The following is a 25,361-nucleotide window of genomic DNA, read 5'->3' as shown; positions in this document are numbered from 1 at the left end:
CCCGACGCCGAGCACGAGATCGACTACCGGATCCATGATCAGCCGGTTGCCGGCTTCGCGTTGAGGAACGCGACGATCCCCTGCGTGACGGCAGCCGCATACCGCGCCCTCCCGTCGGCGCTTTCCATCCGCGCGGCATCGTCGGCGTTCTTCATGTTGCCGAGCTCGACGAGGACGGCCGGATACTGCGCGAGGTTCAGGCCGGCCAGGTCGGCCCGACCGTATAGACCGTCGGACCCGAGGTAGGTGGACGGGTGAAAACCGGCCTGGGCCAGGGCATCACGCATCGTCTGGGCCAGCTGGACGGCGGGGCCCGCCTGCACGTCGTTCAACGGCGGGCTGGAGTAGTTCACGTGGAATCCGCTGCCGGAGGCGGGACCGCCGTCGGCGTGGATGCTGACGATCGCGTCGGGCCGCATCGCGTTTGCCTGGGCCGCGCGCTGATCGATGCAGGGCCCCACGGCGTTGTCGCTGTCGCGGGACAGCTGGGTGCGCACCCCCATCTGGTTGAGCGAATCGTTGATCAGGCCGACCACGGCCCAGTTGAACGCGTGCTCCGAATAGCCGTCGTCGGTGGCGGTCCCCGACGTGTTGCATGGCTTGGTGCCCCCGCGGCCGTTGGGCACTTGCTGCGCGATCGATGCGTCGTTCACGGCGTTGTGCCCCGGGTCGAGAAAGACGGCCGACCCGGCAACCCCGGCCGCCGCGCGCGGGGCGCCGACCGTCGCGACGGTCAGGATCGCCGGCGCGGCACCGGCAACTTTGAAGACATCGCGTCTCGAAAGCCGCTGACCGCTCATCGCGTGATGGTAGCAATGCGGATTCCGGTATCCAGCGAAGAGTTTCCGGGCGGGCATGGACACCGCCGCCGGCCGCGGCGTAGATCTCGGGGTGGCCTGGCATCAACCAGCCAATCCCCGGCAGCTCACGCCACGCGCGATCACCGCGGCGACCGCTGTTGTGATCTTCTCACCGATCTTCCTGGCAACGCGCGTACTGCGTGTGACGAAAATCTTCGGCGCCACCGGCTAGCTCTCTCGGCACGACGCGCTGCTTTCCCGGCGCGCGTGCGCTCCCGGCAAATCTCCTTGAATCCACCTCTGCGCGTGAGCTTTTCGGCCATCCGCTGCGTGCCCGGCGAGCTCCCGCCACCCGACCGATCGGCGGCAGAAGCAAACGCCGCAACTTGAGAAGAGTGTGAGCCTCGGCGTTTCGCCTTGTGCATGTGGTCGCGTTGTGCAGGAATGGTTGTGAACGTATCCGTACTCACGTTTGGAATGCACTGGTATGGGCAAAAATTGCGGCATGATCGTCGGTCACATCACTCGTTTTGTCGGCCCCCTCGTGATGACAGCGTGGAGCGTAGGCGGCTCCGCCCTTGTCCTTGACGCCCCCATGGCGTCCGCGGACGCCTGCCCCGATGCGCAGGTGGTGTTTGCCCGCGGCACCGGTGAGGACCCGGGTGTCGGCCCGACCGGGCAGGCCTTTGTCGACAACCTGCGCGGGCGCGAACCCGGAAAGTCCGTCGACGTCTACGCGGTCAACTACCCCGCCAGCAACGAGTGGTCCACCGGCCTGGACGGCATCAGGGACGCGACCACCCACGTCATCTCCGAGGCTGGCAGCTGCCCCAAGACCAAGATGGTGCTCAGCGGGTTTTCGCAAGGCGCGGCCGTGATGGGCTTCGTCACCTCCGCGCAAGTGCCCGACGGCGTCGACCCCGCGACGGTGCCCAAGCCGCTGTCCCCCGACATCGCCAACCACGTCGCCGCCGTCGTGCTGTTCGGAACGCCGAACGTCCGGGCGATGAACTTCCTGGGCCAGCCGCCACTTGTCATCGGGCCGACGTATCAGGGCAAGACGATCAAGGTGTGCGCCACCGACGACCCGGTGTGCTCGGACGGCATGAACTTCGCCGCCCACGACACCTACGCCGACGACGGCGCCATGATCGACAAGGGTGCGGCATTTGCCGCCAGCCGAATCGACGCAGGCCCCGGCGCACCGGCGGCGCAGGTGCACGGACCTACCGGCGGCGGCTTCGGCAACTAAGGCCCGCCAGCTTTACATACTAAAAAGTATGTTAGTGTGGCCGCATGACCGCGGTCGCTAGCCGCTCGTTGCACGGCATCACCGACGAGTTCGTCGCGCGCCTAGCCGAGCGCGCCGACGAGGCCGAGCAGCTGCGCCGCCTGCCCGCGGCGACGGTCGACGAGTTCAGGCAGACGGACCTGTTCCGGCTGCTGCTTCCGGCCCGCTTCGGCGGCATCCAGGCGTCGTTTCCCGAACTCCTGGAACCGATCCGGCGGATGGCACACGGGTGTGCTTCCAGCGCTTGGACTTTGGGGTTCTATGCGCTGCACAACTGGATGCTGTCGCTGTTCGACCCGCAGCTGCAGGAGGAAGTGTTTGCGGCGGGCCCGGTGCTGGCGCCCGCCCCGCTGGCCCCGACCGGCCGTGGCGCCCCGGCGGACGGCGGTGTGCGCGTGACCGGCAGGTGGTCGTGGGCGACGGGCTCGATGGACGCCGACTGGGTGATCGTCGGTGCGCTGCTCGAACGGCAGGACGGCATCGTTCCAGCGCTCGTGGTGGTGCCCGCCGGCGAGGTCCAGGTCGACGACGTCTGGCACACCGCGGGCATGCGGGGCACCGGCTCCCACGACATCGTCATCACCGACGCCTTCGTCCCCGAGCACCGCATCGCCACCGTGGCCGACATCTACGGCGGCACCGCACCCGGCGCGCGCGCCCATGACGCGCCGACGTACCGGTGGCCGCTGGTGCCCGCGCTCTCGCTGACGGCGGCGATGCCGATACTCGGCGCCTGCGAGCGGGTCACCGAGCTGTTCGCCGAGCGCCTCGGCGGGCGCGTGCTGGCGTATAGCGGTGTCGCGCAGAAGGATCAGCCCGCCGCTCAGATCAGGCTCGGGACCGCGAAGGTCCGGCTGCGCGCCCTGCACGCGCTCGTCGCCGAGACCGCTGAAGGGATCGACAATCTCGTCGCCCAGGGAGAACCCGTTCGGCGGTCGGTGCGCGCGGACGCCCGGCTGGCGGCGGCGCACACGGTGCACGAGTGCCGGTCGATCATCGCCGACCTCATGGAGGCCGCCGGCGCGAGCGCCCACTTCTTGTCCAATCCGCTGCAGCGCGCCAAGCGCGATGTCGACATCGCGGCGGGCCACGTCGTCTTCGACTACGACGTCAGTCGAGAGTTGGCCGGGGCGTTGGCGATCGGGGCGAAGATCTCCCCGATCCCGATGGTCTGACGCGTCAGGTCGGGTCGGCCAGCATGAGTTCCAGCAGGCGCTGCTGCGGGGCAACCCTTTGCGCCTGAGCCGCCGAGCCCGCCAGGTGCAGCAGTCCGATGCCGGCCGCGAACGTCAGCTCCGCCCGCAGCCGCGCGTCCTCGGGGCTGAAACCGTAGTCGCAGTACGCCTTCGCGACGGCGCGCAGCAGCAGCCGGTCGGCCTGCCGAACGTTTTCGGCGGCGATCGGGTCGGTGCGTGCCCATTCGCGCATGGCACGCTCCAGCATCCAGTGCTGGGGGCTGACCAACGTAGTCATCATGGCGGACAGCCGTTCCCGCGGCGGCAGCGCGTCGAGCGACTCCAGCGATTGCCGGTCGCGTGCCAGGAACGCATTCCAGGTTTCCACCAGCGCCGCGCGGTAGCTGTCCATGTCCTCGAAGTGCCAATAGAAACTGCCGCGGGTGGCGCCGATCTGCTGGCAAAGGCTTTCCACTTTCAGCGCGCGTCCACCCTGCTCGGCGAGCAGGGTGTAGCCCGCCTGCAGCCAGTCGTTGACTGACAGGCGGGTCGAGGGGGGCTTCTGCGCGGTCACCCTCGCAACGTTACGACGGTGCAACCGGGCCGTCGAGACGCCATCACCTAGTCCGCCCGCAGGTTCGGTAGCCGGGCGGTTTCGTCGAGGTCGACCTCGAGCGCGTTGAGCATCAGCGCCAGGCCCGCGTAGCGGCTGATGATCATCAACACTTCGACGGTGGCCTCGGTGCCCAGGGCCCCGTGCACTGCAGCGAACACCGACTGCGCGACGCCGCGGGTGGTGACGAGTTCGGTGGTCAGCTGCAGCACGGCGAGTTCGACGTCGTCGAAAGTGCTTGTCCGCCAGCCATCGTCGGAGGCGATCGCCTCGATCTCGTCGACCGTGACTCCGGCCGTCGGCGCTATGTCGTAGTGCTGGCCGAGCTCGTAGGGGCTGTCCATGAGGTAGCCGGTGCGCAGGACCACGAGTTCACGCAGCCGCCGCGGCAGGGTCGGGCTGGTCAGGGCGTCACGTCCGGCCAGCATCCAACCGGTGAACACCTTCTCCGCGTTGGCCAGGACGCGATAGAGGTTGAGATTGCCACGCTCCAGCGTCAATTCACGCGCGCGCTCGGTCATGTCCTCGGGCCGAACGTAAGGGATCCGCGTCATCGGGCTTCTCCTGTCCTCGGCCGCCCCGGGGCGTCGATTTCGAGGTCGACGGCGTTGAGCACCAACGCCAGGCCGTAGTAGCAGCTGACGATCATCAGCAACTCCGTCAGCGCCTCGTCGCCGAGCAGCGCGTGGGCCGCGGCGAAGGACTCGTCGCGCAGCCGGCGCGTTTCGCACAACTCGGTGACGACGTCGATCAGGGTGCGTTCGTCGGCACTGAAGCCGGCGACGTCGATGTCGCCGGTGTCGAGCAGGGCGTCGATCTGTTGATCGGTCAACCCCGCGGCGTGGGCGAAAACGACATGCTGGGCAAGCTCGTACGGCGAGTTCTGCAAATGGCCGACCCGCAGGATGACCACTTCGCGTGACCGTGGGGTGAAGGTGGGGCTGGTGAAGATCTCGCCCGCCATGTCGGCCCAGCCGCCAAACACGTTGGGGGCGTTGGCCAGCAGTCGAAGCACGTTGAGTGGACGCCCATCAGTGGACGGGCGAAGCCGTTCGGTTTGTTCGATGTCGGCGAGCGGGATGCGCGTCATCGTCTGATCCTCCCTTATTGGTCGGTGCTGGCGGCGAGGGTGAACGTCCAGTCCAGGGTCACAAAGGGTTCGTCGACCGTGGTTCCGTCGGGGGCCGGACCCGGCTCGTGGTGCACGAAATCGGCCTGCAGCGACGTTCGGTCGGCGAACACGGCGTCGCGGCCGATGTAGGAGTCGTCCTTCAGGAACAGCTGCGTGATCAACCCGTGGTAGCCGTCGGCACGGAACCAGAAGTGCACGTGCTGTGGCCGCATGACGGATCGATTGGCCGCGCCCAGGATTTCGCCGCAGGGGCCATCGGTCGGCACCGGGTAGTAGCGCGGGGCGATCGAGCGGTACCAGAACCAGCCGTCGTCGTCGGTTGTCAGCAAGGCGCGCATGGCGAACTCGCCGTGCAGTTGCTCGGTCAGCTGGACGTCGTAGAACCCCACGCCGTCGCTGTGCCAGGTGTCCACGTGCGCGCCGGCGATCGGGTTGCCCCGTTCGTCGACGACGCGGCCGGTGACGAACATCGGTGTGCCCGCAACGCCGTTGGAGATGTCGGCGCCGTTGTCGGCGGTCGGGCGCCCCTCGACATAGAACGGGCCCAGCAACGCCGACGCGGTGACCGAGCCCCCTGGGCTCTCGTGCATCGTGTCCAGCAGCATGGACAGGCCGAGGATGTCCGACAGCAACACCACCTCCTGCCGGGTCGGGCTGGAGATCTTGCCGAGCCGCTCGATGAAATCCATTGCGGTGAACCACTCGTCGCCGGTCAGTCGCACCTCCCGCGCGAAGTCGTGCAGGTGCTGCACGAGGCTGACGAAAAGCTGGCGGAACCGGTCGTCGGTGGATGTGTCGAATGTTTGTTGCACGACCCCGGTGATGGTCTGCTCGGTCAGATCGCTCGACATGTCCGTGCCTTCCGTTACGGGGACTCACCACAACTTAGCCGTGCGTGCGGCCGTCAATGTGCCAGCGTGACATTGCTTTCTGTGCACAGTTGCGGGCTTGGTGTCCCAGCGAGTCGCCGCCGCTGTCCGCGCCGAATTCCGCGTGCCGGTCCGTGGGGATTTTGACCTTGAACGAGTCCGGCAGCCGCCGGTGCGGATCGACGTGCGGGTGGGCGATGGCGGGGCACGGAGCCGGCGGGTTCGGCGCCGCGGACACCGGCGTCGGGAATAGCAGCGCGGCCGCCATCAACAGGCCGAACGCGTTCAGCAGGTAGAACCGCAGCGCGGCCCGCGACAGAAACTTCGGTGAAATCCGTGACGATGAAAACACGGTCATCTCCTCTCGGGATGCTGAGGTTCTTTTGCCTGGTAACAGACAACACCCGGCCGCCCATCGCGTCCAACGAAGGAAATCGATCAAAATCATCGTGATTAGCGATAGATTGTCGAAGATGGAGCTGCGGCAGCTGGAGTACTTCGTCGCCGTGGCCGCCGAGCTGAACTTCTCCCGGGCGGCCCAGGAGATACATGTCGTGCAGTCGGCGCTCTCGGTGTCGGTGGCCAACCTGGAAAAGGAACTGGGCATCGAGCTGTTCGATCGCGCCAAGCGCCAGATCGCGCTCACCGCCGCGGGCGAGGCTTTCCTGCAGCAGGCCCGCGAGGTCATCCGCACAGCTCAGCGGGCCCGTTCCTCGGTGGAGGACTACCGCGAGCAGCTCACCGGAACCGTCACCCTCGGCACCCTGATGTCCTGGGGAACTCTGAACCTTCCCGCAATGCTGCAGGAGTTTCGCCGGCTCAACCCGCTGGTCACCGTCCGCCTTCGGCAAAGCCTTACGGGCTCGGCCGGGCACCTGGACGCGATCGCGGACGGCAAGATGGACCTGGCCCTGGTCTCGCTCTCGTCGTCACCCTCGCGCCTCATCACGTTCCAGGAACTGACCGAGGAACCCATGGTCTTCGTCTGCGAATCCACCCATCCGCTGGCGCGCCGGCGCCGGGTGCAGCTCGCCGATCTCGCCGGGCTGGACTTCATCGGATTCCCCACCGGATGGGGAATCCGCCGCCGCCTCGACGCGGGCTTTTCCGCCGCCGGTGTCCAGCCGGTCAACGCGTACGAGGTCGCCGACTACGCGATCGCCGCCGAACTCGTCCGGCACCGGCTGGCGGCGACCGTCCTGCCCGTCAGCGCGGCCCGCCGCTTTCCCGACCTCACCGAGGTTCCCCTGCACCCGTCGCTGACGTGGACGCTGTCGTTGGTGTCGGCAGCGCCGCACCCGACGAGCCGCGCCGCCCAGGCGCTCGCCGAGACGATCGCCCGGCACGCCGAACACCGGCGCTAAGAGTTCGGCGGATCGGGAAGGCCCGAACACGCCTTGATGTACCCGATGTTCGGCGACACCCACTGATCCCACTGCGCGTGAGTCATGTTGGTAGAAAGCTTGTCGCACAACAGCTTCACCCATTCATCACTGGGAGGGGCGGGCCACAACCGCAATTGACCATCGTCGGAGGCCGACACCACCCGGTGCCGGTCGGGGCTGAAGGCGACGCTGTTCACCGCCTGGGTGTCGGCGGACAGCGGCTGACCGACGGGCTTGCCGGTGTCGGCGTCCCACATCCGCAGGTTCTTGTCTTCGCTGCCGGACATGATGCGGTGCCGTTCGAGCTGACCGAAACGCCGGTGACGGTTCCGGTGTGGCCCTTCATCGGGTTGCCGACGGTCTTGCCGGTCGCGACCTCCCAGATGCGTAACGTGTCGTCTTGGCTACCGGACACCAGGTGGCGGCCGTCCGGGAAGAAGGACAGGCTCGTCACCCCGCTGGTGTGGCCGGACCACGGTTGCCCGATCAGGTGGCCGGTGGCCACATCCCAGAGCCGGATCATGTTATCGAAACTGCCAGCAGCGATTTGGTGCCCGTCGGGACTGAACGCGACGCTGGACACCGCGTCGGTCGCCCCAATCAGGGGTTGGCCGATCGGCGCACCGGTGTTGGCGTCCCACAGCCGCACCGTCTTGTCGTGGCTTCCGGACGCGATCATCCTGCCGTCCGGGCTGAACGCCACACTGGTCAGCGCCTCGGCGTGGCCGACCAACGGTGGGCCAACCGGCTGGCCGGTCTCGACATCCCACAGTCGCGCGGTGCCGTCCTTGCTGGCGGACGCGACCCGGCGCCCGTCGGGGCTGTAGGCCACGCTCGTCACCACATCGGTGTGACCGGTCATGGGCTCGCCGATCGTCAGGCCGGTGTCGGCATTCCATAGCCGCAGAATCTTGTCTTCACCACCGGCGATGACGCGATGGCCGTCCGGACTGAATTGAGCGCTGAGCACGTTCCCCATCTGGCCGGCCCAGGTGTGTAGGCCCGCGCCCCAGATCCGCACGGTTCCGTCGTTGCCACTCGAGAAAAAGCGATGACCACCCGGGCTGTACTGCACGCCGGTTACCCAGCCCGTAGCCCCGTCGCGCGGATCGCCCACGGGCTGGCCGGTATCGGCGTCCCAGATCCGCACCACGTCGTCCTCGCCGCCCGAAATGATCTGGTGCCCGTCGGGGCTATAGGCAACGCTGGCAACCGATCCCGTGTGACCGACGAACGGCTCTCCCACCTGCTTGCCGGTCTGGGTGTCCCAGACGCGCAATGTCTTGTCGAAGCTCGCCGAGACCAGGTGGCGTCCGTCCGGGCTGTAGGACAGGCTCTGCACCCAATCGGTGTGGCCGATCAACGGAGCGCCGATCTGTTGGCCGGTATCGGCGTTCCACAGCCGCACGGTCTTGTCGTCCCCACCGGAGGCGAATTGGTGCCCGTCCGGATCGAACTCGACGTCGCCGACCGGACCGGCGTTGCCCAGCAGCGGGGCACCGATCTGCTGGCCGGTATCGGCATTCCACCTGCGGATGGTGCGGTCGACGCTGCCCGAAACGATAAGGCGCCCATCGGGACTGATGGCCAGGCACGTCACCTTGTCGGTATGGCCGACGAAGGGTGCACCGATGGGCTTGCCCGTGTCGGCGTCCCACACCCGCACGGTGTTGTCGTCCCCGCCCGAAATGATCCGGTGCCCATCGTGGCTGTAGGTGACCACCTCGGCCACCCCGCGGTGACCGGTGAGCGGCGACCCGATCGGCTGGCCCGTCTCGGAGTCCCACAGCCGCAATGAGCCGTCGAACTGCGCGGTGACGATGCGGTGTCCGTCCGGGCTTATCGAGATGTCCTGCACGGGGTTTGGCGTGGCGATGATCTTGAGGGTGGTCGACAGCCCGACCAGTCCGTCGTAGAGCGCACCCCTGTCCGCGCCCGGGGAAACGCCGGGTGCCGCGAGGATCTCCTGGATGGCGCGGATGTCACCGCCCTCCAGCTCACCGCCGAGTATCGCGCGGCCCTCCGATGTCAGCCGCAAGGCGATCGCCTCGCGGGTGCGCTCGTTGGCCTGCTTGCGGGCCTGGGTCGCCGTCACCACCCCGTAAATCGCGGCCGCGGCCGCCAGAATCGCGATCACGGCGACGACGGTCAGTACCCGCGAGCGCCTGCGCAACATGCCCGCGTGGCGCTCCGCGGCCTTCTGGCTCTCCTGCGCGTGCCGCGCGACTTCTTCGGCGTGGCTGAGCTTTTCGTTGCGCAACTCTTCTTCGTCGTGCAGCCGTTGGTTCTCGGCCTCGCGGCAGGCCCCCAGGTAGGCCCGGCAGTCGGCCAGTAAAGTACTGAAGCCCTCTCTGGCGGCCAGCTTTTCGGCGTCGTCCAGCCGGCTGCCGGTCAGCAGCCAAGACGCATCGTGGCTTTGGTTCTCCCATGCGGCCGCGTTGCGTTCGATGTCGTCGGCGATCTTGAGGTTCAGGCGTTCTTCGACCAGCCAGCCGGCCAGCGTATCCCATTGGCGCAGCAGGCTTTCCAGCGCGACCTCGACCACGACGTTGCCATCCCGCTCGTCGCGCACCAGCAGCCGCTTCGTTACGAACGCGTCGATCAGCGGGTGGCTCTCCTTGGGCAGATCGGACTCGAGGGCCACCCGTCTTAAAGCTTGGTCGTTCAGCGAGTTGATGGTCGCCAGCCACGGAATGAATGCCGACCGCAACAACTCCAACGCGGCGGTGCGGCCGTCGGGATATTGGCCCAGCAGCTCCTCGATCGCATTGTTGACGACGTCGGCCATCCCGCCCATGGCCTCGTAATCCGTTGCGCTGATTTCGCCGGTGCCGCCGTAGTCGCTGTACAGCCGGGACAGCGTGAGCGCGACCAGCGGCAGGGTGTCCGCGCCGTCGCCGGCGTCCCGAAGCAGGCTCGTCACCAGGTTGTCCCTGATGACCAGGCGCGTGCCCGCCTCGGTGCTGCGTGCCGCCGGGCCGACGATCACCTCTTTGAACTCCTCGCGCGGCATGGGTTTGAGGTCGTCGAAGATCGCCGCGCCGATCCCGTCGAGGGCGGGATGGCTTTGCATCGCCTCGTAGCGGTCGGTCCGGATCGTCACGGCGACAACCAATCCCACCTCGTCGGTGTTGATCCGGTGGATCAACTCGGCCAGCATGTTCAGGAACTGTTCGGTCTGCGGCCCGGCCTCGGCGGAAAACAACTCCTCGGCCTGGTCGATCGGCAACACCAGGGTCGGCGCGGAGGCATTGGGGTCGGCGTTGTGCGCCGATTGCGCCGCTGCGGCCAGGCGGATTTCGCGCAGCAGTACCAACAGCTGATCGACATCGCCTTGCCCGCAGGCTTTCTTGATGCTGCCCAGCGACGGGCTCGACAGGCCGAGGGATTCGCGCCCCGCATGGATGGCCGCGGCCAGGCCCGAGTCGCCAACCAGCGCGTTGCCCTGCGGCCGCATGATTCCCAGCACCACGAACTCGCGGTCCTGGCGACGCAGCCGCGGAATCAGCCCGGCCCGCAGGAACGACGACTTCCCGCTGCCCGAGGGCCCCAGCACCACGAACAGTGATTTGAGCCCGGACATGGTGGCCAGCAGCCGAAAACGCATGCCCAGCAATGCATCCAGGCCACGCTCGATCACCGCGTCACGGCCGAAGAACACCCCGGCGTCGATCTCTTCGAAGGGCTCCCATCCGCGATAGGGCGCCCGGCCGGGATCCGTTCTGGGCGGCCACACGAACTGCCGCGGTCCGGTTCCGTTGCCATCGACGGCGTCCATGATGCTGGTGAGTGCTTCGGTGTTGAAGCGCACCGGTGGACCACCCGGGACCTCGATATCGCTGCACTCACCGCCTGCGAACAGATCGCAGTGCTGCCACGCCGAGGTGATGTCGTTGTGCCCCAGATCCTCCAGCCGGGCGACCAATATCCGCTTGCCCAGTCCCTCGGCGGTGCGGTACTCGACGTTGCACTCGGTGGAATCCGCCCAATTCTGGGAGAGCAGACAGATGAAGTGCTCGCACCGCGACTTGCCGGTGAACAACTGGGTCTTCCACTGCTCGCCCAGTTTCAGGCCGGTCTGGGTGTCGACGTCGATGAAGATCTCGTCGCCCAACTCCGGTCGCTGCCCGGTCAGCCACAGCTTGAGCGCGACAGCCTCGCGAGTGTCCTTGCTGGAGTGGCTCAAGAAGATCCGCGACACTACGTGCACCCCCCTTTCCCGGAGGCCCCCGAAACGTCGCGCTGGCATGCCTGCAATGCCGCCGCGAACGAAAGAATAATCCCGCGCGGCAATTTAAGACAGCCCGATCATTCAACCTCGTCGGCGTCGGCGCCTTCGATCCGGACGCCTTCCGAATTCAGGATGTTGATGACATCGGCATCGACGACACCGACTTTTCCGTTCTATTCGTACAAGTGGCGTGACCAAGCTTTTCCGCGTCAACGAGCCGCTGAAGTTAACGGCGAACCTCTAAGCCAACCGCAAGCGAATTGTCTAGTGCCCCAGGCGACTGCGCTGAGCCGCGTGAGCGGTCTAGTTGATTGCCGGTGGCGGTTGAGGCTGGAAGGGTTCATACCACCACCAGTCGGCGCGCTCGCCGGTAGGGCCGGGGCACGGTGGAACATCGGGCGGAGCCAGGGTCGGCGGCCGCGCCAACGACCCTGCGTCCAGCCGCCGCGCGGCGCTGTCGGTGACGACGAGATCGGCCGCGGGGCCGGTAATGGTGATGCCCCCCTGGTGGTGCAGCCGATGGTGGTACGGGCAGACCAGCACCAAATTGCACAACTCGGTGGGCCCGCCGTCTTCCCAATGTCGAATGTGGTGGGCGTGCAGTCCACGGGTGGCCCCGCACCCGGGCACCACGCACATACGGTCGCGGTGCTCGAGCGCTCTTCGAAGCCGCCGGCTGATCAGCCGCGTCGCCCGCCCGGCACCGATCACCTCACCGTCGCGTTCAAACCACACCTCACAGGTGGCATCACAGGTCAGGTAGCGACGCTCGGCGTCGGACAACAGCGGACCCAGATGCAGCGCCGCAGCGCGCTCCGCCGCATCGACATGCACTACCACCGTGGTGTGCTGCCCGTGTGGCCGGCGGGCTGCCTCGGCGTCCCAGCCCGACTCGACCAGACGCATAAATGCCTCGAGGGTGCCGGGAAACGGCGGCGCAGTCTCTGACGCGCGCTCACCCTCGCCGCGGTCCTGCTTCCATTCGGTGACCAGCGCCTCGCGATGCGACGCCAAGGCGGCCTCGAACTTGGCCGCGTCCGGGTGCGGAAGCCTAATCCGCCAAGAGGCGAACTGGTCGTCGGCGGTCTTGGTGATCGAGGGCCCCGGTTGCGGCCGAGAATCGGGTTCGGGTCGCGGTTCGAGCGCCACCGCGGTACGCAGCTGATTGACCGTGGCCACCTGCGCCAGCTCCGCATAATGCTCATCAGAGCCCTCGCCTGCGCGCGCCGCGATGACCCCGACCTGATCCAACGAAAGTCGACCCTCGGCCATGCCCTGCGCGCAGCGCGGAAACTCCTCAAGCCGTCCCGCCACGGCGGTGATCGTATGAGCGTTGGCCGATGACAGTCCCAGCTTCCACCCCACCAGCGCCGCCACCGACCGCGCACCGGTCATCCCGCACAGCCCCTCGCGATCGATCTCGGCGACGATCTCCACGGTGCGCCCGTCAATCGCGTTGCGCTGACCGGCCAACTCTGCCAACTCCTCGAACAACACCTCGAGACGATCAGCAGGAGTCACAGCAGGCGCAGATGCGATCGAAGACATAACGCCATCATGGCAGCGGGGTACGACAAGTTTTGGGCACTCGATCCGCGCAGGCCACGGCTGCCAAGCCACCGCGACGCTCGGCGACGGGACGTGGGTCGCGCCCCGCAACTGGAACAGGCCGCACGCCAAGATCCGCCGGTTACTGCGCCTCCCGAACACTTTGGCGCACAACGTATTTCTGCACCTTGCCGCTGGCCGTGCGGGGATAGTCGTCGACCTGATGCAGCTCCTCGGGCCACTTCTGCCTGGCCACGCCGGCACGCTCGAAGTGCTCGCGCACCTCGTCCATCGTCGGCATCGCATGGTCCGGCTTGAGACGCAAGACGGCGGCGGCGCGTTCACCCAGGCGTTCATGCGGCGCGGCCACCACGACGGCCTCGGCGACGGCCGGCAGGCCGAGCAGGATCTCCTCGACCTCCAGGGCGCTGATGTTCTCGCCGCCGCGGATGATGATGTCGGACTTGCGGTCGGTCAGCGTGAGGTAGCCGTCGTCGTCCAGCACTCCAATGTCGCCGGTGTGGTACCAGCCGTCGTCGTCGAAGGCTCGGGCAGTGAGCGCCGGGTCGGTGTAACCGAGGAACAGATCCGGTCCGCGAGAAAGGATTTCGCCGTCGTCGGCCATGCGGATCTCCACCCCCGGGCGGGCGGGGCCGTCGGTGAAAAGCCGCTTATCCTCCGGCGCGGTGGTTTTCGATCCGGTGATCGACGGATGCTCACTGCTGCCGTAGGAGCGGGTCACGATGATGCCCGCGTCGGAAAGGCGCCGGGTGACGGACGACGGGACGCTAGATCCGCCCAGGCCGATGTATTTGATGTAGCGCAGGTGATCCGGGGTGAAGCGAGGGTGGTCCAGCAGGCTGGTGACGAAGTACGGTGGGCCCCCGCCGATGGCCACGCCGTGGGTCTCCATCAGGTCGATCACCTTGTCCGGATCCCAGACGTCGCAGAGATCGATAGGCATGCCGTCGACGACGGGAAGCAGGAACGCGCCGAGCATGCCGATGAAATGCCCGACCGGCAGCGCGGTGAGCAGGGGCCCACGGTCGGGCTGGTAGTTCGCCAACAGCTGACGGGTTTCGAAACCCAGGGTCTGATGACTGTGGATGACGCCCTTGGGGTCGCTGGTGGTGCCCGAGGTGAACGCGATGACCGCTGGGCTGGCGGGGTCGACGGCGACCGTGCCGTCCATCGGCTCAATGTCGATCAGCGCATTGAAGCTCGGCCCAACCAGCGCGACGATCGGCACGTCGGCGCTCACGTCGGGCGTGTAGGTCATGCGCCCGAACTTCTCGGTGGTGATGAAGGCGCGCGGTTTGACGCTGTCCAGGATGTAGCGCAGCTCCTTGGGGCCGTAGAAGTGCACGATCGGGACGACGACCGCGCCTAGGAATGCCGACGCCCAGAATGTCGCCGCCGCCTCGACCCAGTTCGGAAGTTGGAATGCCACGACGTCGCCTGGGCCCACGCCGCGGGTGCGCAGTCCGGCCGCCAGCTTGCGGGCGAGCAGTTCGACGTCGGCGAAGGTGCCGCTGTAAGGACGCTCGTTGGAGTGGACGCGAAATGTGGCGTGGGCGTTGTCTTTCAGGCCGCGGGCGAGGAGATCACCGAGAGTGTCGCGGGTCCACCAGCCCTCGGCTTCGTAGCGTCGCGCCAACTCGGGCGAGACGTGATGTCTCACCGCGCCGATACCGGTCACGACCCTCCTTTGCCGACGTGCTGACCGGAGTCAGTGTAGAACGGCACTGGGGTCATTGAGGATATGGCTGTCGGAAGATTCGTCGTAGTCGTCGAGTTGGCGGCGATGGTGTTCGAGTACATGCAGGTGCCGATGCTGCTCGGGATCGGCCGGCTGACCCTGACGCTGAAGCCGCCCGACACCGGCGACTTGTACCGGTACAGCAATGTCACCTACCGGGGGGTGCAGATCGGCAAGGTGACCGCGATCGGCCCGTCGGCCGACGGTGCCGAGGCGACGCTGTCGATCGACGAGTCCCCGCGGATTCCGGCCGACGTGCACGCCGCGGTGCGCAGCATCTCGGAGGTGGGCGAGCAATACGTTTATTTGGTGCCGCGGTCGGAGTCGGGTCCCTATCTGCGCAACGGGTCGGTGATTTCGGTGCGCGACACCAGCGTTCCGTCGCCGATCGGGACGACGCTGGACAAGCTGAGCGCGCTGACCAACAGCATTCCGAAAGACAAGCTCTCCCAACTGCTCGACGAGTCGTTCAAGGCGTTCAACGGGGCCGGTTATGACTTTCAGTCGCTGGTGAACTCGTCGGCCACGCTGTCGCGCGACGCCAATGGAGTGGCCGACCACACTCGGGGCCTCGTCGACGACGCCGTCCCGTTTCTGGATGCGCAGGCCCGGACCAGCGATGCGACCCGGTGCTGGGCGCACAATCTGGCTGGCTTTACCGACCAGCTGGTCACCGACGATCCGCAGTTCCGCAAGCTGCTGCGCACCGGACCTGGCTTCTCCGATGAGGTTTCGGCTGTGCTGACTCAGGTGAAGCCGACGCTGCCGGTGTTTTGGCGAACCTGACCACCACCGGCCAGACCTGGGGTGACGTATCACGCGTCGCTGGAACGCTGCTGGTGTTCCTGCCGCAGTACGGCGCGGCCGCCGGTTCCTATGGCATCAACAACAATTCGACCGGCCTGGCGGTCGGTGGTTTCACGTTGACGATCGCGGATCCGCCGGCCTGCACGGTGGGATTCTTGCCGCCCTCGCAATGGCGGTCGCCGGATGAGACGAGCGTGATCGATACCCCCGACGGGCTGTATTGCAAGCTGCCGCAAGACTCCCCCATCTCGGTGCGCGGGGCGCGGAACTATCCCTGCATGGGACATCCCGGAAAGCGCGCTCCCACAGTCGAAATCTGCAACAGCGACAAGCCGTACGTGCCGCTTGCCGAGCGGCAGCACGGGTCCCTATCCCCTGGATCCCAACCTGCTTTCCCAGGGTGTGCCGCCGGATGACCGGGTCGGCATCGAGGACCGGACCTTCGGACCAGTCGGAGGAACGCCTCTGCCGCAGGGGGCCGAACCCCGAGGAACACCGCCCGGGCCCGGGGCGCCGGGTTCGCTCAACCAACCGCCAACAGCGCCCCATGCGGGCGCCGCGCCAAGTGCGTTTAATGCCAACGGTTCTGGTGGTGGGCCTTCAGTCGCGGTGGCGCACTACGATCCGCGCACGGGGAAGTATGTCGCGCCCGGCGGGCAGATGTACCAGCAGTCGGATCTGGTTCGGTCGCAGACGCCGAGGACGTGGAAACAGATGCTGATTACTTCGCGATGACATTGACGAGCCCAGGAATTTAGGCATGCCGGGATCGACTTGGCAAAAGCGATGATCGTCTTTCCAACTCATCAGGCGGAACACCCGGGGACAGTGTCGCGTCGTTTCGTTTGAGTCAGGCCACCAGACCAACACGACTCCGCAGTCATCGCTTGTTGCTCCAAGCCTCGTTGGCTAGGGGCGCCGCGTTAAGCGCGTCTCTTCGACTTCGCCAATCAGACATCGCATCGTCCATTAGCTTCGTGAACCGCTCGCCGTGGCCACGCTCAAAGTAGTGCATTATTTCGTGAACAGCCATGTACTCCAAGCAATCTGGATGCTTCTTTGCCAGCTCGATATTAAAAGTGATGCGCCGTGTCTCACGGTTGCAGGTTCCCCATTTGGTTCGCATGCGTCGGATATTCCATGCCGGCACGCGAACATCGAGCTTCGACTCCCACTTGGCAATCAGATCTGGAATGACCTGACGGAGCTGCTCGCGATACCAGCCATCCAAGATCTTTCGTCGCTGCGCCGCGCTTCGGCTGGCTGGCACGTAAAGAATCAGTCGATCGCCGTCGATCTCAATGTGCGCTCTGCCTGGTCGCTCCACCACCTTGAGTCGACGCCGGACGCCCCAAACGTAGTGAGACTCCCCGACGACCATCTCACGTTCCGACTGTCGGTCAGCCGCACGAAGCTGCTGCCGTTGACGCGTGATCCATGGCAGACGTTGGATGACCGCAAGTCGCACTTGATCGTCATCGAGGCGCCGCGGTGCGGCGACGCGTACCCGGCCCATTGGCGGGTAGACGCCAATATGCAAGTTTTTGATGTCCTTGTAGATGACGTCAACGTCGATGCCACGCACAGTCAAGTAGGCATTAGCGGTACTCATCGCGAGCCTTCACTAGGCTGAACAGCTCTTGGATCTGCTGATCGTTGAATTCTGCCGGTGCGACCTTCTTGAGTGCGCGGAGAACTACCTTCTCCTTAAGCGAATTGCCCACCCACGCATCCGGCTTGGTGATGCGGATAATGTGATCAAGGCTTCGGGCAACGTCGACGTTCGGCCACATCATGTCGACGAGTGCTTTGCGGGCGCCGTCCGTCACCCAATCGGGATAGTTGTGACCCGTTCCTTCGCCGGTCCCAAGTTTCTTTGCCGCCTCCAACAACTTAGCCAGGTACTCCTGGTAGTCGATGGCCTGTTGACGCCGCTGTTCGATGATCGCGTCAAGCAGTTCGCTCATCTTGTCGTAGTACTTCGGATTGAGGGCATGCTCATCGATGATCACCTTTCGCATGTTGTTGGTGATCGTCTCGGCGACCGCTTCCGGATCCTTCTTGATGCCCTTTGGCAACTTGTCGATGGCTCCCGCACCGAGTCTGACAATCAGATGAACGAGTCCGATGTCTTCAAAATCTGACACCACCTCACTGGCGTCGGCCTGGATGTATGTGTCTAGCAAATAGCGCATGCCAGCCTCGTACTGTTTGAAGTCGAGATCTTCGCCTGCGCCAAGCTTCACTTCGGCACGCACATCGATGTAGTGCCCGATCTCGGCCTTGATCGCAGCAGCCTCAGCGTCGGTGTAGCCAGCTTCGCTCATCTCGTTGGCAAGGTTGCTGTAAGCGCGTGACACCGCCGCGACGGCCTTATACAGCTCGACACGCTTCGGCTCGTTGGCCTTCAGTTGCTCAGCGTTGCCCTGCTCTTTCGCGCAGAAGTACTGCTGGTACTGCAGCGTGCCCTTGGGTGGGGCGATGGGTTCGACGAGTGCGCGGATTTGTTCAAGTCCCTCCTCCAGATCCTCGCGCGCCTTCTCGATCCGGCCGCTGAGCAGGCCGTCAATGTCCTTCTTCTCGTAACCATCGAGGGCGCCTGAGGTGTAGTCGGTTATGGCGTCTTCGAGCGAATTAAAGAGGTCTTGGTAGTCAACGATGTAGCCATAGTCCTTATCCTCGCCATCGAGCCGATTGACACGGCAGATCGCTTGGAACAAGCCGTGATCGTGCATTTTCTTGTCGATGTAGAGGTAGGTGGCGCTCGGTGCGTCAAACCCGGTGAGGAGCCTGTCGACCACGATTAGCAGCCGCATCTGCCCTGGATTTTTGACGAACTGTTCTTTGACTTCTTTCTCAAACTGTTCGACCTTGCCCATTGCAGAATCTTCGGACTCACCGAAGTAGTCCGCGAGCATGCGGCGGTATACGTCGTACTGACGCAGCTTTTCGGTCTTGCCCTCGCCGGAGTCCTCCTTCGAGATGTCGCTCGCGTTCGGCGTGTAGCTGGTGACGATGGCGCATCTGCCCTTGAACCCTGCATTGCAGAATAGCTCGTAAAACTTGCACGCCTGGTAGATCGATGAGCCGACCAGCATGGCGTTGCCACGTCTATCCACCAGCCGCGGTTTGGTCTCCATGTCAAGAAAAATGTCATCCACGATCTGCTTGGCGCGTGGTTCGCTGGAAACGACCCTCTGCATCGTGCCCCACCGCTTCTTCAGCTCGGCCTTTGACAAGTCGGTCATACCCTTGGTCTTGGCTTCGAACCACTTGTCAACCTTCTCCGGAGATGTGAGGTCTTGGTCGATGTTCCGCGCTTCGTAGCGAAGGTCAAGCACCACACCGTCTTCGACGGCTTCGTCGAACTTATAGGTATGGATAAACGAACCGAATTTCTCGATGCTGGTGGTTTTATCCGCTTTGAGTAATGGCGTGCCAGTGAAGCCGATGAACATCGCTTCAGGCAGCAGCGCCATCATCGCGGTGTGCATCTTGCCCGACTGCGTGCGGTGCGCCTCGTCGACGAAAACGAAGATATTGCCCTTCGCGCTGAAATCCTTGGGGATCGTGGCATTCAGGTCTTTGATGAAGTCGGCGGTCGCATCGTCATCTTCGGCATCGGTGTATACGCCGCGGAACTTGTGCACCAGCGAGCAGATCAGCCACTCCTCGGATGAGTTGAGAGTGCCGATCAGGTCGGCACCGTTTTTGGTGCGATAAATCTGCTCGTTGACGCCGTTGAACACACCTTCGATCTGGTCATCAAGTTCCCTGCGGTCGGTGATCAGCAGAACCCTCGCATCGTCTTGGTGTTCGCGAATCCACTTGGCCAGCCAAACCATCGTCAGACTCTTGCCCGAACCTTGGGTGTGCCAGATGATGCCGCCCTCACGCTTGCCGATTCGATCCTGTGCGGCTCTCACGCCGAAGTACTGATTGTGGCGCGGCCCCTTCTTCACACCGGCGTCGAACACGATGTAGTCGTGGATCAGCTCAAGGAACCGATCCTTATTACACAGCTGCAGCAACGTGCGGTCTAATGGATCCGCGATGTCTGACGGCTCTTTCCACTGGAGCCAATACTTCTCAGGTGTGTCAATGACGCCGTAGCGCAGACCCTCGACATCATTGCCGGCAAACACGAACTGCACAGTCGAGAAAAACGGTCGGATGAACTGCTTGCCCTGATTGCCAATTGTCTGTCGGATGCCCTCCGAGACAGCAACTTTCGACCGTTTTAGTTCTAGTGTGGCGAGCGCAAGCCCATTGACATACAGCACAATGTCGGGCCGCTTGGTGTGCAGGCCCAGCACGGTGACTTCTTCGGCGAGTGCGAAGTGATTCGCTTCCGGCGTTGCCCAGTCGATCAACCAGACAGTCTCGAAGCTCTCACCGGCGCCCGGCTGCACCTTAACTCCATATCGAAGTAGCTCGTATGCGTCTTTGTTTGCCTCGTACAGGTCATGGCCCGCGCCAACTGCTACCGCCTTAGTGAGCTTGTCGAGTGCACGAGTGATTACGTTGTCGCCGTAGCCACGAGCCCTGAGGCTCTGAGTCAACAGATGTTGCTCAACGTTCGAGTTGCCGTCGCGGTACTCCCAGTTGCCCAGATAGTCGTAGCGAAGCTGCTCCTGAAAGAGCTTGACCACGCGCTCCTGCGCTCTGCGCTCTACCTGTCCAACGTCGCTCATGAGGCGGACTCCACTGCGGATGCGTCAACCCAGCGTGCGAGCACGCTCAGCGCGGCCAGATACTCCAGGGCCTCCTGCTCCGAGAGTTCCTGGTCGGCTTCATGGCTCAGCGGGTTGCGGATACCAGCGAAGACACCCTCGGCGAGGGCCATCGCACCCCGCTGCACCGACCTATACGTGTCGCTTCCGTCCTCCTTCGCTCGACGAAGCCGAGCCTTGCCGGCCTTCGGCTCTTCCATGGAGAAAGACTCCTGGAAGAGCTTCGTTTCACTTAGATCGCGCCGGCCCACCTTGTTCTGGGTCTCCGCGTTTAGCTTCTTGATGGCACCCCCGACCGCCTCGCGATAGTGACCAGACTGCCAGAGCGACGACGCGCCGTTCCAGATCCATGGGTGCAACTCGGCCGCAGATAGATCCGGCGCGTCCTCACCCAGGTTCTTGCGCACCTCTTCGGCGCGAAGGAGCGCCTCTCGCGCTCGGATCGACGCCTCATAATGGACTGACCACTTCTGGCGATCTTTCTTCTTGATCGCGCTAAGCCAGCCCGGAACTACTCTGTTAAGAATCTGCTCGATAACCTGGGCACGTTTGACGATTTCGTCCTCAGACATCGATGTCTTGTAGCTATGGAAACCGGCAGAGTTCGGCGGGGAAGGGACGTAGGTCACTGCGGTGGCCTTGATGAAATCGTCTAGCTGCTCGATCGCCCACTCGGTGTTCATAACGCGCTCTCCGCACGCAACCGAGCGCGGCCTGTAAGAAGCTGCTGCATCATGGCGGTCTTGATCGCAATAGATTTGTGGAGACGGCGTTCGAGTGCTTCAATCTGTTGATCGACATCTGCGAATTTTTTGGCAACATCGTTCTGGATGTCAATGCTAGGCAGTGCGAGCGGCAGTTGCGCGTATTCACTGCCATTAATTCCTGGCTGCCCAGTTCTCATCGACGTTCGCGCAACCCAATTCCAGTAGTCCGCCGTCTGCATAAAGAGCGCCAGGAATTTTGGGTTAAGACGTCTTGGGTCGGGGGCGATGTTAATCAAGAAACCAGCGTAGACAAGTTCGCCGTCACGCGGATCGTAGAGATACGATTTCCCGACGCTCGCTCCGGTCCGAGCAATAACGAGTTCACCCGTCTTCAGGATGTAGCTAGGTGCATTCGGATGCGAAACGCCCACCTTTGGGTGCGGGTCGAAGCGCCCGTCGTCGTTAATATCGGTAATTCTGATATATGTGCCAATTCCTGGTCGCAGTGGCACAGCAGCAGCGTTAATCCCGTATCGCGGCGGGCCCAGGAGATTCTCTCCGAGGCAGCAGTCCCTCCACCCACTGGGGGCATGTGAGCGACCCGCGAAGAGCCGCTGGATCATGCCCTGCTTGACCGCCTGCTTCTTCGTAATGATGCGCTCTTGAGTAGCGATAAGATCGTCGGCATCTTGAAGCGCATCGCCTATGCAGCACTGTTCAACTTTGGACGGGAGGGGCAGCGGCATTTGCACGAACTTCTCGCGCGGCAGGTGAGCAATGCTTGTCTGAGTGACGAAATCAGAGAAGGCACCCACCGAGGACCAATAGTGCAGCAAGGCCAGCATCAGTCGGGCATCATAACCACTCTTCGCGCGCAGCCGATGAAGTGCCTTCTGGTAATAGCATTCAGGCAACTGATTCTGCCAGATCGCACCCCGACCGACTTCACCGCCTTCACAGACCAGGAGGTCGCCCTCGCGCAAGCGGTAGCGTTGCAAGTCAGAACGGGTCATTGGGACAATGCCGCGGGCCGCAACATCGATCCTCCCCCATTGAATTGCTCGATTTCCGAGATATGGTTTCGGAATGCCAACATTCTTGGCGGCATCGAGCATCTTGCCGAGCTGAACATCAAACTGTTCGCCCACGGTTGAAGTGGTCCAGACCGCAGTCACAGTTCAACTCCCATGTCAGCGAGATGGCGTATGACCTTAATTTCGAGTCGATCAAGTTCGGCATCGAGATCGTCGACGGTGCTGGCGTAACGCTCCCCGAGCTCTTGAATACGCCCAACGAGATCGAGGGTTAGCGCTTCGACTTCACTCGCGACGCGACGCGTAATGGTTGCCTGCCACTTGCCGTCAAGCACGATTGTCTTGACTTCGTCCTCTGTCAGGTCGCCGTACTTCTTCAGCGTGGCGAAGTCGAGGTTCGCCTGGGCATCCTTTGCGGCCTTCTTGGCGGCCGCTTCCGTTGTGACTAGATCGATCGCCGTACTAGCGAACGCGAGGGTTTCGCCGTCGCGGGATGCTTTTGCGGACTTGATCGCGGCGGTTAGCAGCTGCTTCGTGTATAAACCCTTATCGTTGGTCGCATCAACCAGCAATCCCTCATCGCCACCATGCTCTTCGGCGTGTTCTGTTGTGGCACTTGACGCCAGCTCAACCTTGTCGTTCAAGTCGTCGACCTCTTGTTGCTGATCGGCAAAGAAACGTGCCACAACCAAATCCGGCGGAATGAGGTCCATCTTGTATTTCTGGGCGTTCTTGCCCGTGCCGATGGCGAGGTCGGGCTCTTCAGTGAGCTTTCGCTCTTTATCGTCAATTGTCTTGCGCGGCTTCGACGCATTCATCCAACCGTCGGCCATGATCAGGTATACGTCGTCGTGCGTCGTCTGGTGCCAGTAGGTCATGAGCTGCTCATAGACGTCGTACTCATCCAGAAGTGGAACCTGCTTGAAGCGTGCGAGCAGGTCGTCACTGATTGCCGCGATCAGGTCGTTCGGTTTCGTATCGGCGTCGATCGCTGCGAGCTGGTCTCTATGCGCACTGAACCAATCAGTCGTGATCGAACTAGCTTCCTCGGCGAGCTTCTGGAACTCGGGCGAGTCAAGGACCGTCTGCTGCACGTCGCTGACGTCGAGTGTCAGGTTGCTGTAGCCAGGGCGGTTCGGCCTGAAAAGCTGACTGCGAACCTGCGGGAATGCCTGCCAGTACTCGTCAAGCAGGTCGAGATCACGATCGGGGATGCCGCCGTGCAGGTGCGCATCGAGGTCTTGCAGATCCTCGGGTTCCGAACTGTCGATATAGCGCGGAATATTGAGGTTGTAGTCGTTCTTCGGATCGGCGATCTCACTCATCGGTACCATGCGCGAGTAGCGGTCGATCTCGCGCTGGTTGTTGAACGTATCGACAATCTTGTGGATGTCCTGGCTGCGCAGGCGGTTCTTGTTGCCGTCCTTCGTGAAGCCCTTGGACGCATCGATCATGAAGACGCCGGTGCCGCTGACCGCGTTCTCCTTGTCAAGAACGACAATGCACGCCGGGATGCCGGTGCCGTAGAACAGGTTTGACGGAAGCCCGATAATGCCCTTAATGAAGCCGTGTTTTAGCAGGTTGCGTCGGATCGTCGCCTCAGCGTTTCCGCGGAACAGCACGCCGTGCGGCAAGATGATCGCCGCCTTGCCCTTGCTCTTGAGCGATTTCAGCGCGTGCAGCAAGAAGGCGAAGTCACCATTCTTCTCGGGTGGCCGTCCGTACTCGAAGCGCCCGAAGTCGTTGTCCATGCCGGTGCTCCACGCTTTATCTGAGAAGGGTGGGTTCATCACCACGAAGTCGAACATTCTGAGTCGGTTACCCGAAACGAACTGCGGGCTGGTGAGCGTGTTGCCCTTCTCTATTTCAGCGATCTCGTTGCCATGCAGGATCATGTTCATCTTCGACAGCGCCCAGGTAGCGTTGTCTTTCTCCTGGCCGTAGATCGACATGCCGCGAGGCGCCTCTGAGGCAGCCTTTAGGAGCAGCGAGCCGGAGCCAGATGCCGGGTCGTAAACAGTGTCGTCCTGTTTGGTATTCGGCCCAATACCAACGACTTTGGCAAGGATGCGCGACACCTCAGCGGGCGTGTAGAACTGACCCTTGCTCTTGCCAGACTCCGTAGCGAAGTGGCGCATCAGGTACTCGTAGGCGTCACCGAGGAGGTCGTCGCCTTCTGCGCGTGAGCCACGGAAGTCGAGGTCGTTGAATATGGTGACCAACTTCGAGAGACGGTCCACCATCTCTTTGCCTTTGCCGAGCTTCTCCTCATCGTTGAAGCTCGCGATGTCGATCACGTTCACAAGACCGTTGGCCTGAGCCAAAGCGCCGATAATCTTGTCGAACCTCTCACCGATATTCGTCTTGCCCTTGGCGGACAGCATGTCGTCGAAGGAACCACCCGAAGGTACGTCGATGAGGCTGTTCGGATCAGCCTTCGCCTTGTCGGAGACATACTTCACGAACAGCAGTGTCAGGATGTAATCCTTGTATTGTGAAGCATCCATCCCCCCGCGCAGTTGGTCGCAGCTAGCCCACAGGGACGAGTAGAGGTCCGACTTTTTCAGCGCCACAGTTGACCTACCTTTGCTGTTGTCGAGCAGTCTTTGTGCGCCCCTTGGACGAAATGTGCGGTGGCTGGCCGCCCCAGCCTTGCTCAGCATGCCAGAGAGCGTCGACAAAGGTAGGTAACGCGCGTACCTCGAGCTCGCCGCTTTGCGTCTCGACGTTCGCGCTCATCTTCCGACAGTGTGAACGCCTTTCGATACACCGATAACAGTGTGTCGGACCACGCGTTCGCACAGGGCAGCGGTAACCCGGCCCTACGGCCGCGGCGGCAGTGCCTTCAGCCACCCGTCCGCGAGCAGCTCCAGCAGCTGGCCATCCGGATCGCGGATCATCGCCGCGCCGGCTGACACGGATCCATGCAGCACCTCTCCCCCGAACTCCGGCACCTGCTCTAGCACACCAGGAAGATCCGACACCGACAACGAAATATGCGTCAGGCCGACCTGATCCATCAGACGCTCCGACCCGACGTGCACCTCGCGCTTCGAATAGTCCATCAGCTCAAGCACAAAGCCGTCCCGCACCAAGTAGGTCGCCTTCACCCCGAGCGGCTCCGGCAGGCCGATGAGGGCAGAGGTCATGTTGTCGGGCGGCTCGAGGTCCCACCAGAACTGGAAGCCGAGCAGGCCCTCGTAGAACCGGCGCGACCGCGCGGTATCCCTGACGCACAGACCGACGTGGTTGAAAACCGTTCGATGCTCAGTCATCG

20 protein-coding genes and 1 pseudogene are annotated in these 25,361 nt (G+C 63.6%); 5 read left to right on the top strand and 16 right to left on the bottom strand.

Going from position 1 to position 25,361, the window contains the following annotated elements; genetic code table 11:
- Window positions 1-38: 38 nt before the first annotated feature.
- Complete coding sequence (locus MRAB57_RS20025) at window positions 39-800, bottom strand: Rv3717 family N-acetylmuramoyl-L-alanine amidase (protein ID WP_077088890.1); 762 nt, start codon at window positions 798-800, stop codon at window positions 39-41.
- Between the two features lie 55 nt (window positions 801-855).
- Between MRAB57_RS20025 and MRAB57_RS28640 the strand changes: the two genes are divergently transcribed.
- The 3 genes from MRAB57_RS28640 (at window position 856) to MRAB57_RS20015 (ending at window position 3,266) form a co-directional block, all read left to right on the top strand.
- On the top strand, window positions 856-1,032 hold the full coding sequence (locus MRAB57_RS28640) for a hypothetical protein (RefSeq protein ID WP_157900643.1): 177 nt from the start codon (window positions 856-858) through the stop codon (window positions 1,030-1,032).
- A gap of 255 nt (window positions 1,033-1,287) precedes the next feature.
- On the top strand, window positions 1,288-2,052 hold the full coding sequence (locus MRAB57_RS20020; RefSeq protein ID WP_077088889.1) for a cutinase family protein: 765 nt from the start codon (window positions 1,288-1,290) through the stop codon (window positions 2,050-2,052).
- Between the two features lie 44 nt (window positions 2,053-2,096).
- Window positions 2,097-3,266, top strand: coding sequence for an acyl-CoA dehydrogenase family protein (locus tag MRAB57_RS20015; RefSeq protein WP_077088888.1), 1,170 nt, complete (start codon window positions 2,097-2,099; stop codon window positions 3,264-3,266).
- 4 nt (window positions 3,267-3,270) lie between these two features.
- Here the strand turns inward: MRAB57_RS20015 and MRAB57_RS20010 are convergent, their stop codons facing one another.
- Genes MRAB57_RS20010 through MRAB57_RS19990 form a run of 5 tightly spaced genes read right to left on the bottom strand, consistent with a single transcriptional unit; the run spans window position 3,271 to window position 6,232 of the window.
- A complete protein-coding gene (locus MRAB57_RS20010) occupies window positions 3,271-3,840 on the bottom strand; it encodes a TetR/AcrR family transcriptional regulator (RefSeq protein ID WP_077088887.1) in 570 nt (189 codons plus the stop codon).
- Between the two features lie 47 nt (window positions 3,841-3,887).
- On the bottom strand, window positions 3,888-4,433 hold the full coding sequence (locus MRAB57_RS20005) for a carboxymuconolactone decarboxylase family protein (RefSeq protein WP_077088886.1): 546 nt from the start codon (window positions 4,431-4,433) through the stop codon (window positions 3,888-3,890).
- The gene (locus tag MRAB57_RS20000) at window positions 4,430-4,969 is read right to left on the bottom strand and encodes a carboxymuconolactone decarboxylase family protein (protein ID WP_077088885.1); all 540 of its coding nucleotides are present in this window, start codon (window positions 4,967-4,969) and stop codon (window positions 4,430-4,432) included. Before MRAB57_RS20000 ends, MRAB57_RS20005 begins: the two co-directional genes overlap by 4 nt.
- A 14-nt stretch (window positions 4,970-4,983) precedes the next feature.
- A complete protein-coding gene (locus tag MRAB57_RS19995; protein WP_077088884.1) occupies window positions 4,984-5,862 on the bottom strand; it encodes a dioxygenase family protein in 879 nt (292 codons plus the stop codon).
- Between the two features lie 34 nt (window positions 5,863-5,896).
- Window positions 5,897-6,232: a hypothetical protein gene (locus MRAB57_RS19990; RefSeq protein WP_157900642.1), complete on the bottom strand. Its 336-nt coding sequence runs from the start codon at window positions 6,230-6,232 to the stop codon at window positions 5,897-5,899.
- Window positions 6,233-6,353: 121 nt separating this feature from the next.
- Between MRAB57_RS19990 and MRAB57_RS19985 the strand changes: the two genes are divergently transcribed.
- Complete coding sequence (locus tag MRAB57_RS19985; RefSeq protein WP_077088882.1) at window positions 6,354-7,244, top strand: LysR family transcriptional regulator; 891 nt, start codon at window positions 6,354-6,356, stop codon at window positions 7,242-7,244.
- On the opposite strand, the gene MRAB57_RS19980 is transcribed toward MRAB57_RS19985, so the two are convergent.
- From MRAB57_RS19980 to MRAB57_RS19965, 4 genes are all read right to left on the bottom strand, one after another.
- Window positions 7,241-7,522, bottom strand: coding sequence for a WD40 repeat domain-containing protein (locus MRAB57_RS19980; protein ID WP_157900641.1), 282 nt, complete (start codon window positions 7,520-7,522; stop codon window positions 7,241-7,243). The two genes, MRAB57_RS19985 and MRAB57_RS19980, sit on opposite strands and share 4 nt — an antisense overlap.
- The gene (locus MRAB57_RS19975) at window positions 7,459-11,466 is read right to left on the bottom strand and encodes an nSTAND1 domain-containing NTPase (protein WP_157900640.1); all 4,008 of its coding nucleotides are present in this window, start codon (window positions 11,464-11,466) and stop codon (window positions 7,459-7,461) included. The genes MRAB57_RS19980 and MRAB57_RS19975 overlap by 64 nt, the downstream gene beginning before the upstream one ends.
- Window positions 11,467-11,799: 333 nt before the next feature.
- Complete coding sequence (locus MRAB57_RS19970) at window positions 11,800-13,044, bottom strand: HNH endonuclease signature motif containing protein (RefSeq protein WP_077088881.1); 1,245 nt, start codon at window positions 13,042-13,044, stop codon at window positions 11,800-11,802.
- Between the two features lie 142 nt (window positions 13,045-13,186).
- Window positions 13,187-14,743, bottom strand: coding sequence for an AMP-binding protein (locus MRAB57_RS19965; protein WP_077088880.1), 1,557 nt, complete (start codon window positions 14,741-14,743; stop codon window positions 13,187-13,189).
- 63 nt (window positions 14,744-14,806) lie between these two features.
- Here MRAB57_RS19965 and MRAB57_RS19960 point away from each other — a divergent pair.
- Window positions 14,807-16,345 (top strand): annotated as a pseudogene (locus MRAB57_RS19960) (MCE family protein).
- A gap of 145 nt (window positions 16,346-16,490) precedes the next feature.
- Here MRAB57_RS19960 and MRAB57_RS19955 read toward each other — a convergent pair.
- From MRAB57_RS19955 to MRAB57_RS19930, 6 genes are all read right to left on the bottom strand, one after another.
- The gene (locus tag MRAB57_RS19955) at window positions 16,491-17,222 is read right to left on the bottom strand and encodes a M48 family metallopeptidase (RefSeq protein WP_077088879.1); all 732 of its coding nucleotides are present in this window, start codon (window positions 17,220-17,222) and stop codon (window positions 16,491-16,493) included.
- Window positions 17,209-20,304, bottom strand: a complete 3,096-nt coding sequence (locus MRAB57_RS19950) for a type I restriction endonuclease subunit R (RefSeq protein WP_077088878.1) — start codon at window positions 20,302-20,304, stop codon at window positions 17,209-17,211. The genes MRAB57_RS19955 and MRAB57_RS19950 overlap by 14 nt, the downstream gene beginning before the upstream one ends.
- Complete coding sequence (locus MRAB57_RS19945; protein WP_077088877.1) at window positions 20,301-21,026, bottom strand: TIGR02391 family protein; 726 nt, start codon at window positions 21,024-21,026, stop codon at window positions 20,301-20,303. Before MRAB57_RS19945 ends, MRAB57_RS19950 begins: the two co-directional genes overlap by 4 nt.
- Entirely contained in the window at window positions 21,023-22,225 is a 1,203-nt protein-coding gene (locus MRAB57_RS19940) for a restriction endonuclease subunit S (protein WP_077088876.1), read from the bottom strand. Before MRAB57_RS19940 ends, MRAB57_RS19945 begins: the two co-directional genes overlap by 4 nt.
- Entirely contained in the window at window positions 22,222-24,657 is a 2,436-nt protein-coding gene (locus MRAB57_RS19935; protein WP_077088875.1) for a type I restriction-modification system subunit M, read from the bottom strand. The genes MRAB57_RS19940 and MRAB57_RS19935 overlap by 4 nt, the downstream gene beginning before the upstream one ends.
- A 249-nt stretch (window positions 24,658-24,906) precedes the next feature.
- Window positions 24,907-25,359, bottom strand: a complete 453-nt coding sequence (locus tag MRAB57_RS19930) for a VOC family protein (protein ID WP_077088874.1) — start codon at window positions 25,357-25,359, stop codon at window positions 24,907-24,909.
- Between the last annotated feature and the right edge of the window lie 2 nt (window positions 25,360-25,361).

This window comes from Mycobacterium rhizamassiliense (genome assembly GCF_900157375.1).
In the GTDB taxonomy this organism is placed as follows: Bacteria; Actinomycetota; Actinomycetes; order Mycobacteriales; family Mycobacteriaceae; genus Mycobacterium; species Mycobacterium rhizamassiliense.
This window is presented reverse-complemented; position numbering and strand designations above follow the sequence as displayed.

Bases quoted from the DNA above. Each gene is read 5' to 3' on its own strand.
- MRAB57_RS19955 (WP_077088879.1), bottom strand. From the start codon at position 17,222: ATGAGTACCGCTAATGCCTACTTGACTGTGCGTGGCATCGACGTTGAC.
- MRAB57_RS20025 (WP_077088890.1), bottom strand. From the start codon at position 800: ATGAGCGGTCAGCGGCTTTCGAGACGCGATGTCTTCAAAGTTGCCGGT.
- MRAB57_RS19980 (WP_157900641.1), bottom strand. From the start codon at position 7,522: ATGTGGGACGCCGACACCGGCAAGCCCGTCGGTCAGCCGCTGTCCGCC.
- MRAB57_RS28640 (WP_157900643.1), top strand. From the start codon at position 856: ATGGACACCGCCGCCGGCCGCGGCGTAGATCTCGGGGTGGCCTGGCAT.
- MRAB57_RS20005 (WP_077088886.1), bottom strand. From the start codon at position 4,433: ATGACGCGGATCCCTTACGTTCGGCCCGAGGACATGACCGAGCGCGCG.
- MRAB57_RS19945 (WP_077088877.1), bottom strand. From the start codon at position 21,026: ATGAACACCGAGTGGGCGATCGAGCAGCTAGACGATTTCATCAAGGCC.
- MRAB57_RS20020 (WP_077088889.1), top strand. From the start codon at position 1,288: ATGGGCAAAAATTGCGGCATGATCGTCGGTCACATCACTCGTTTTGTC.
- MRAB57_RS20000 (WP_077088885.1), bottom strand. From the start codon at position 4,969: ATGACGCGCATCCCGCTCGCCGACATCGAACAAACCGAACGGCTTCGC.
- MRAB57_RS19930 (WP_077088874.1), bottom strand. From the start codon at position 25,359: ATGACTGAGCATCGAACGGTTTTCAACCACGTCGGTCTGTGCGTCAGG.
- MRAB57_RS19950 (WP_077088878.1), bottom strand. From the start codon at position 20,304: ATGAGCGACGTTGGACAGGTAGAGCGCAGAGCGCAGGAGCGCGTGGTC.
- MRAB57_RS19985 (WP_077088882.1), top strand. From the start codon at position 6,354: ATGGAGCTGCGGCAGCTGGAGTACTTCGTCGCCGTGGCCGCCGAGCTG.
- MRAB57_RS19995 (WP_077088884.1), bottom strand. From the start codon at position 5,862: ATGTCGAGCGATCTGACCGAGCAGACCATCACCGGGGTCGTGCAACAA.
- MRAB57_RS19970 (WP_077088881.1), bottom strand. From the start codon at position 13,044: ATGTCTTCGATCGCATCTGCGCCTGCTGTGACTCCTGCTGATCGTCTC.
- MRAB57_RS20015 (WP_077088888.1), top strand. From the start codon at position 2,097: ATGACCGCGGTCGCTAGCCGCTCGTTGCACGGCATCACCGACGAGTTC.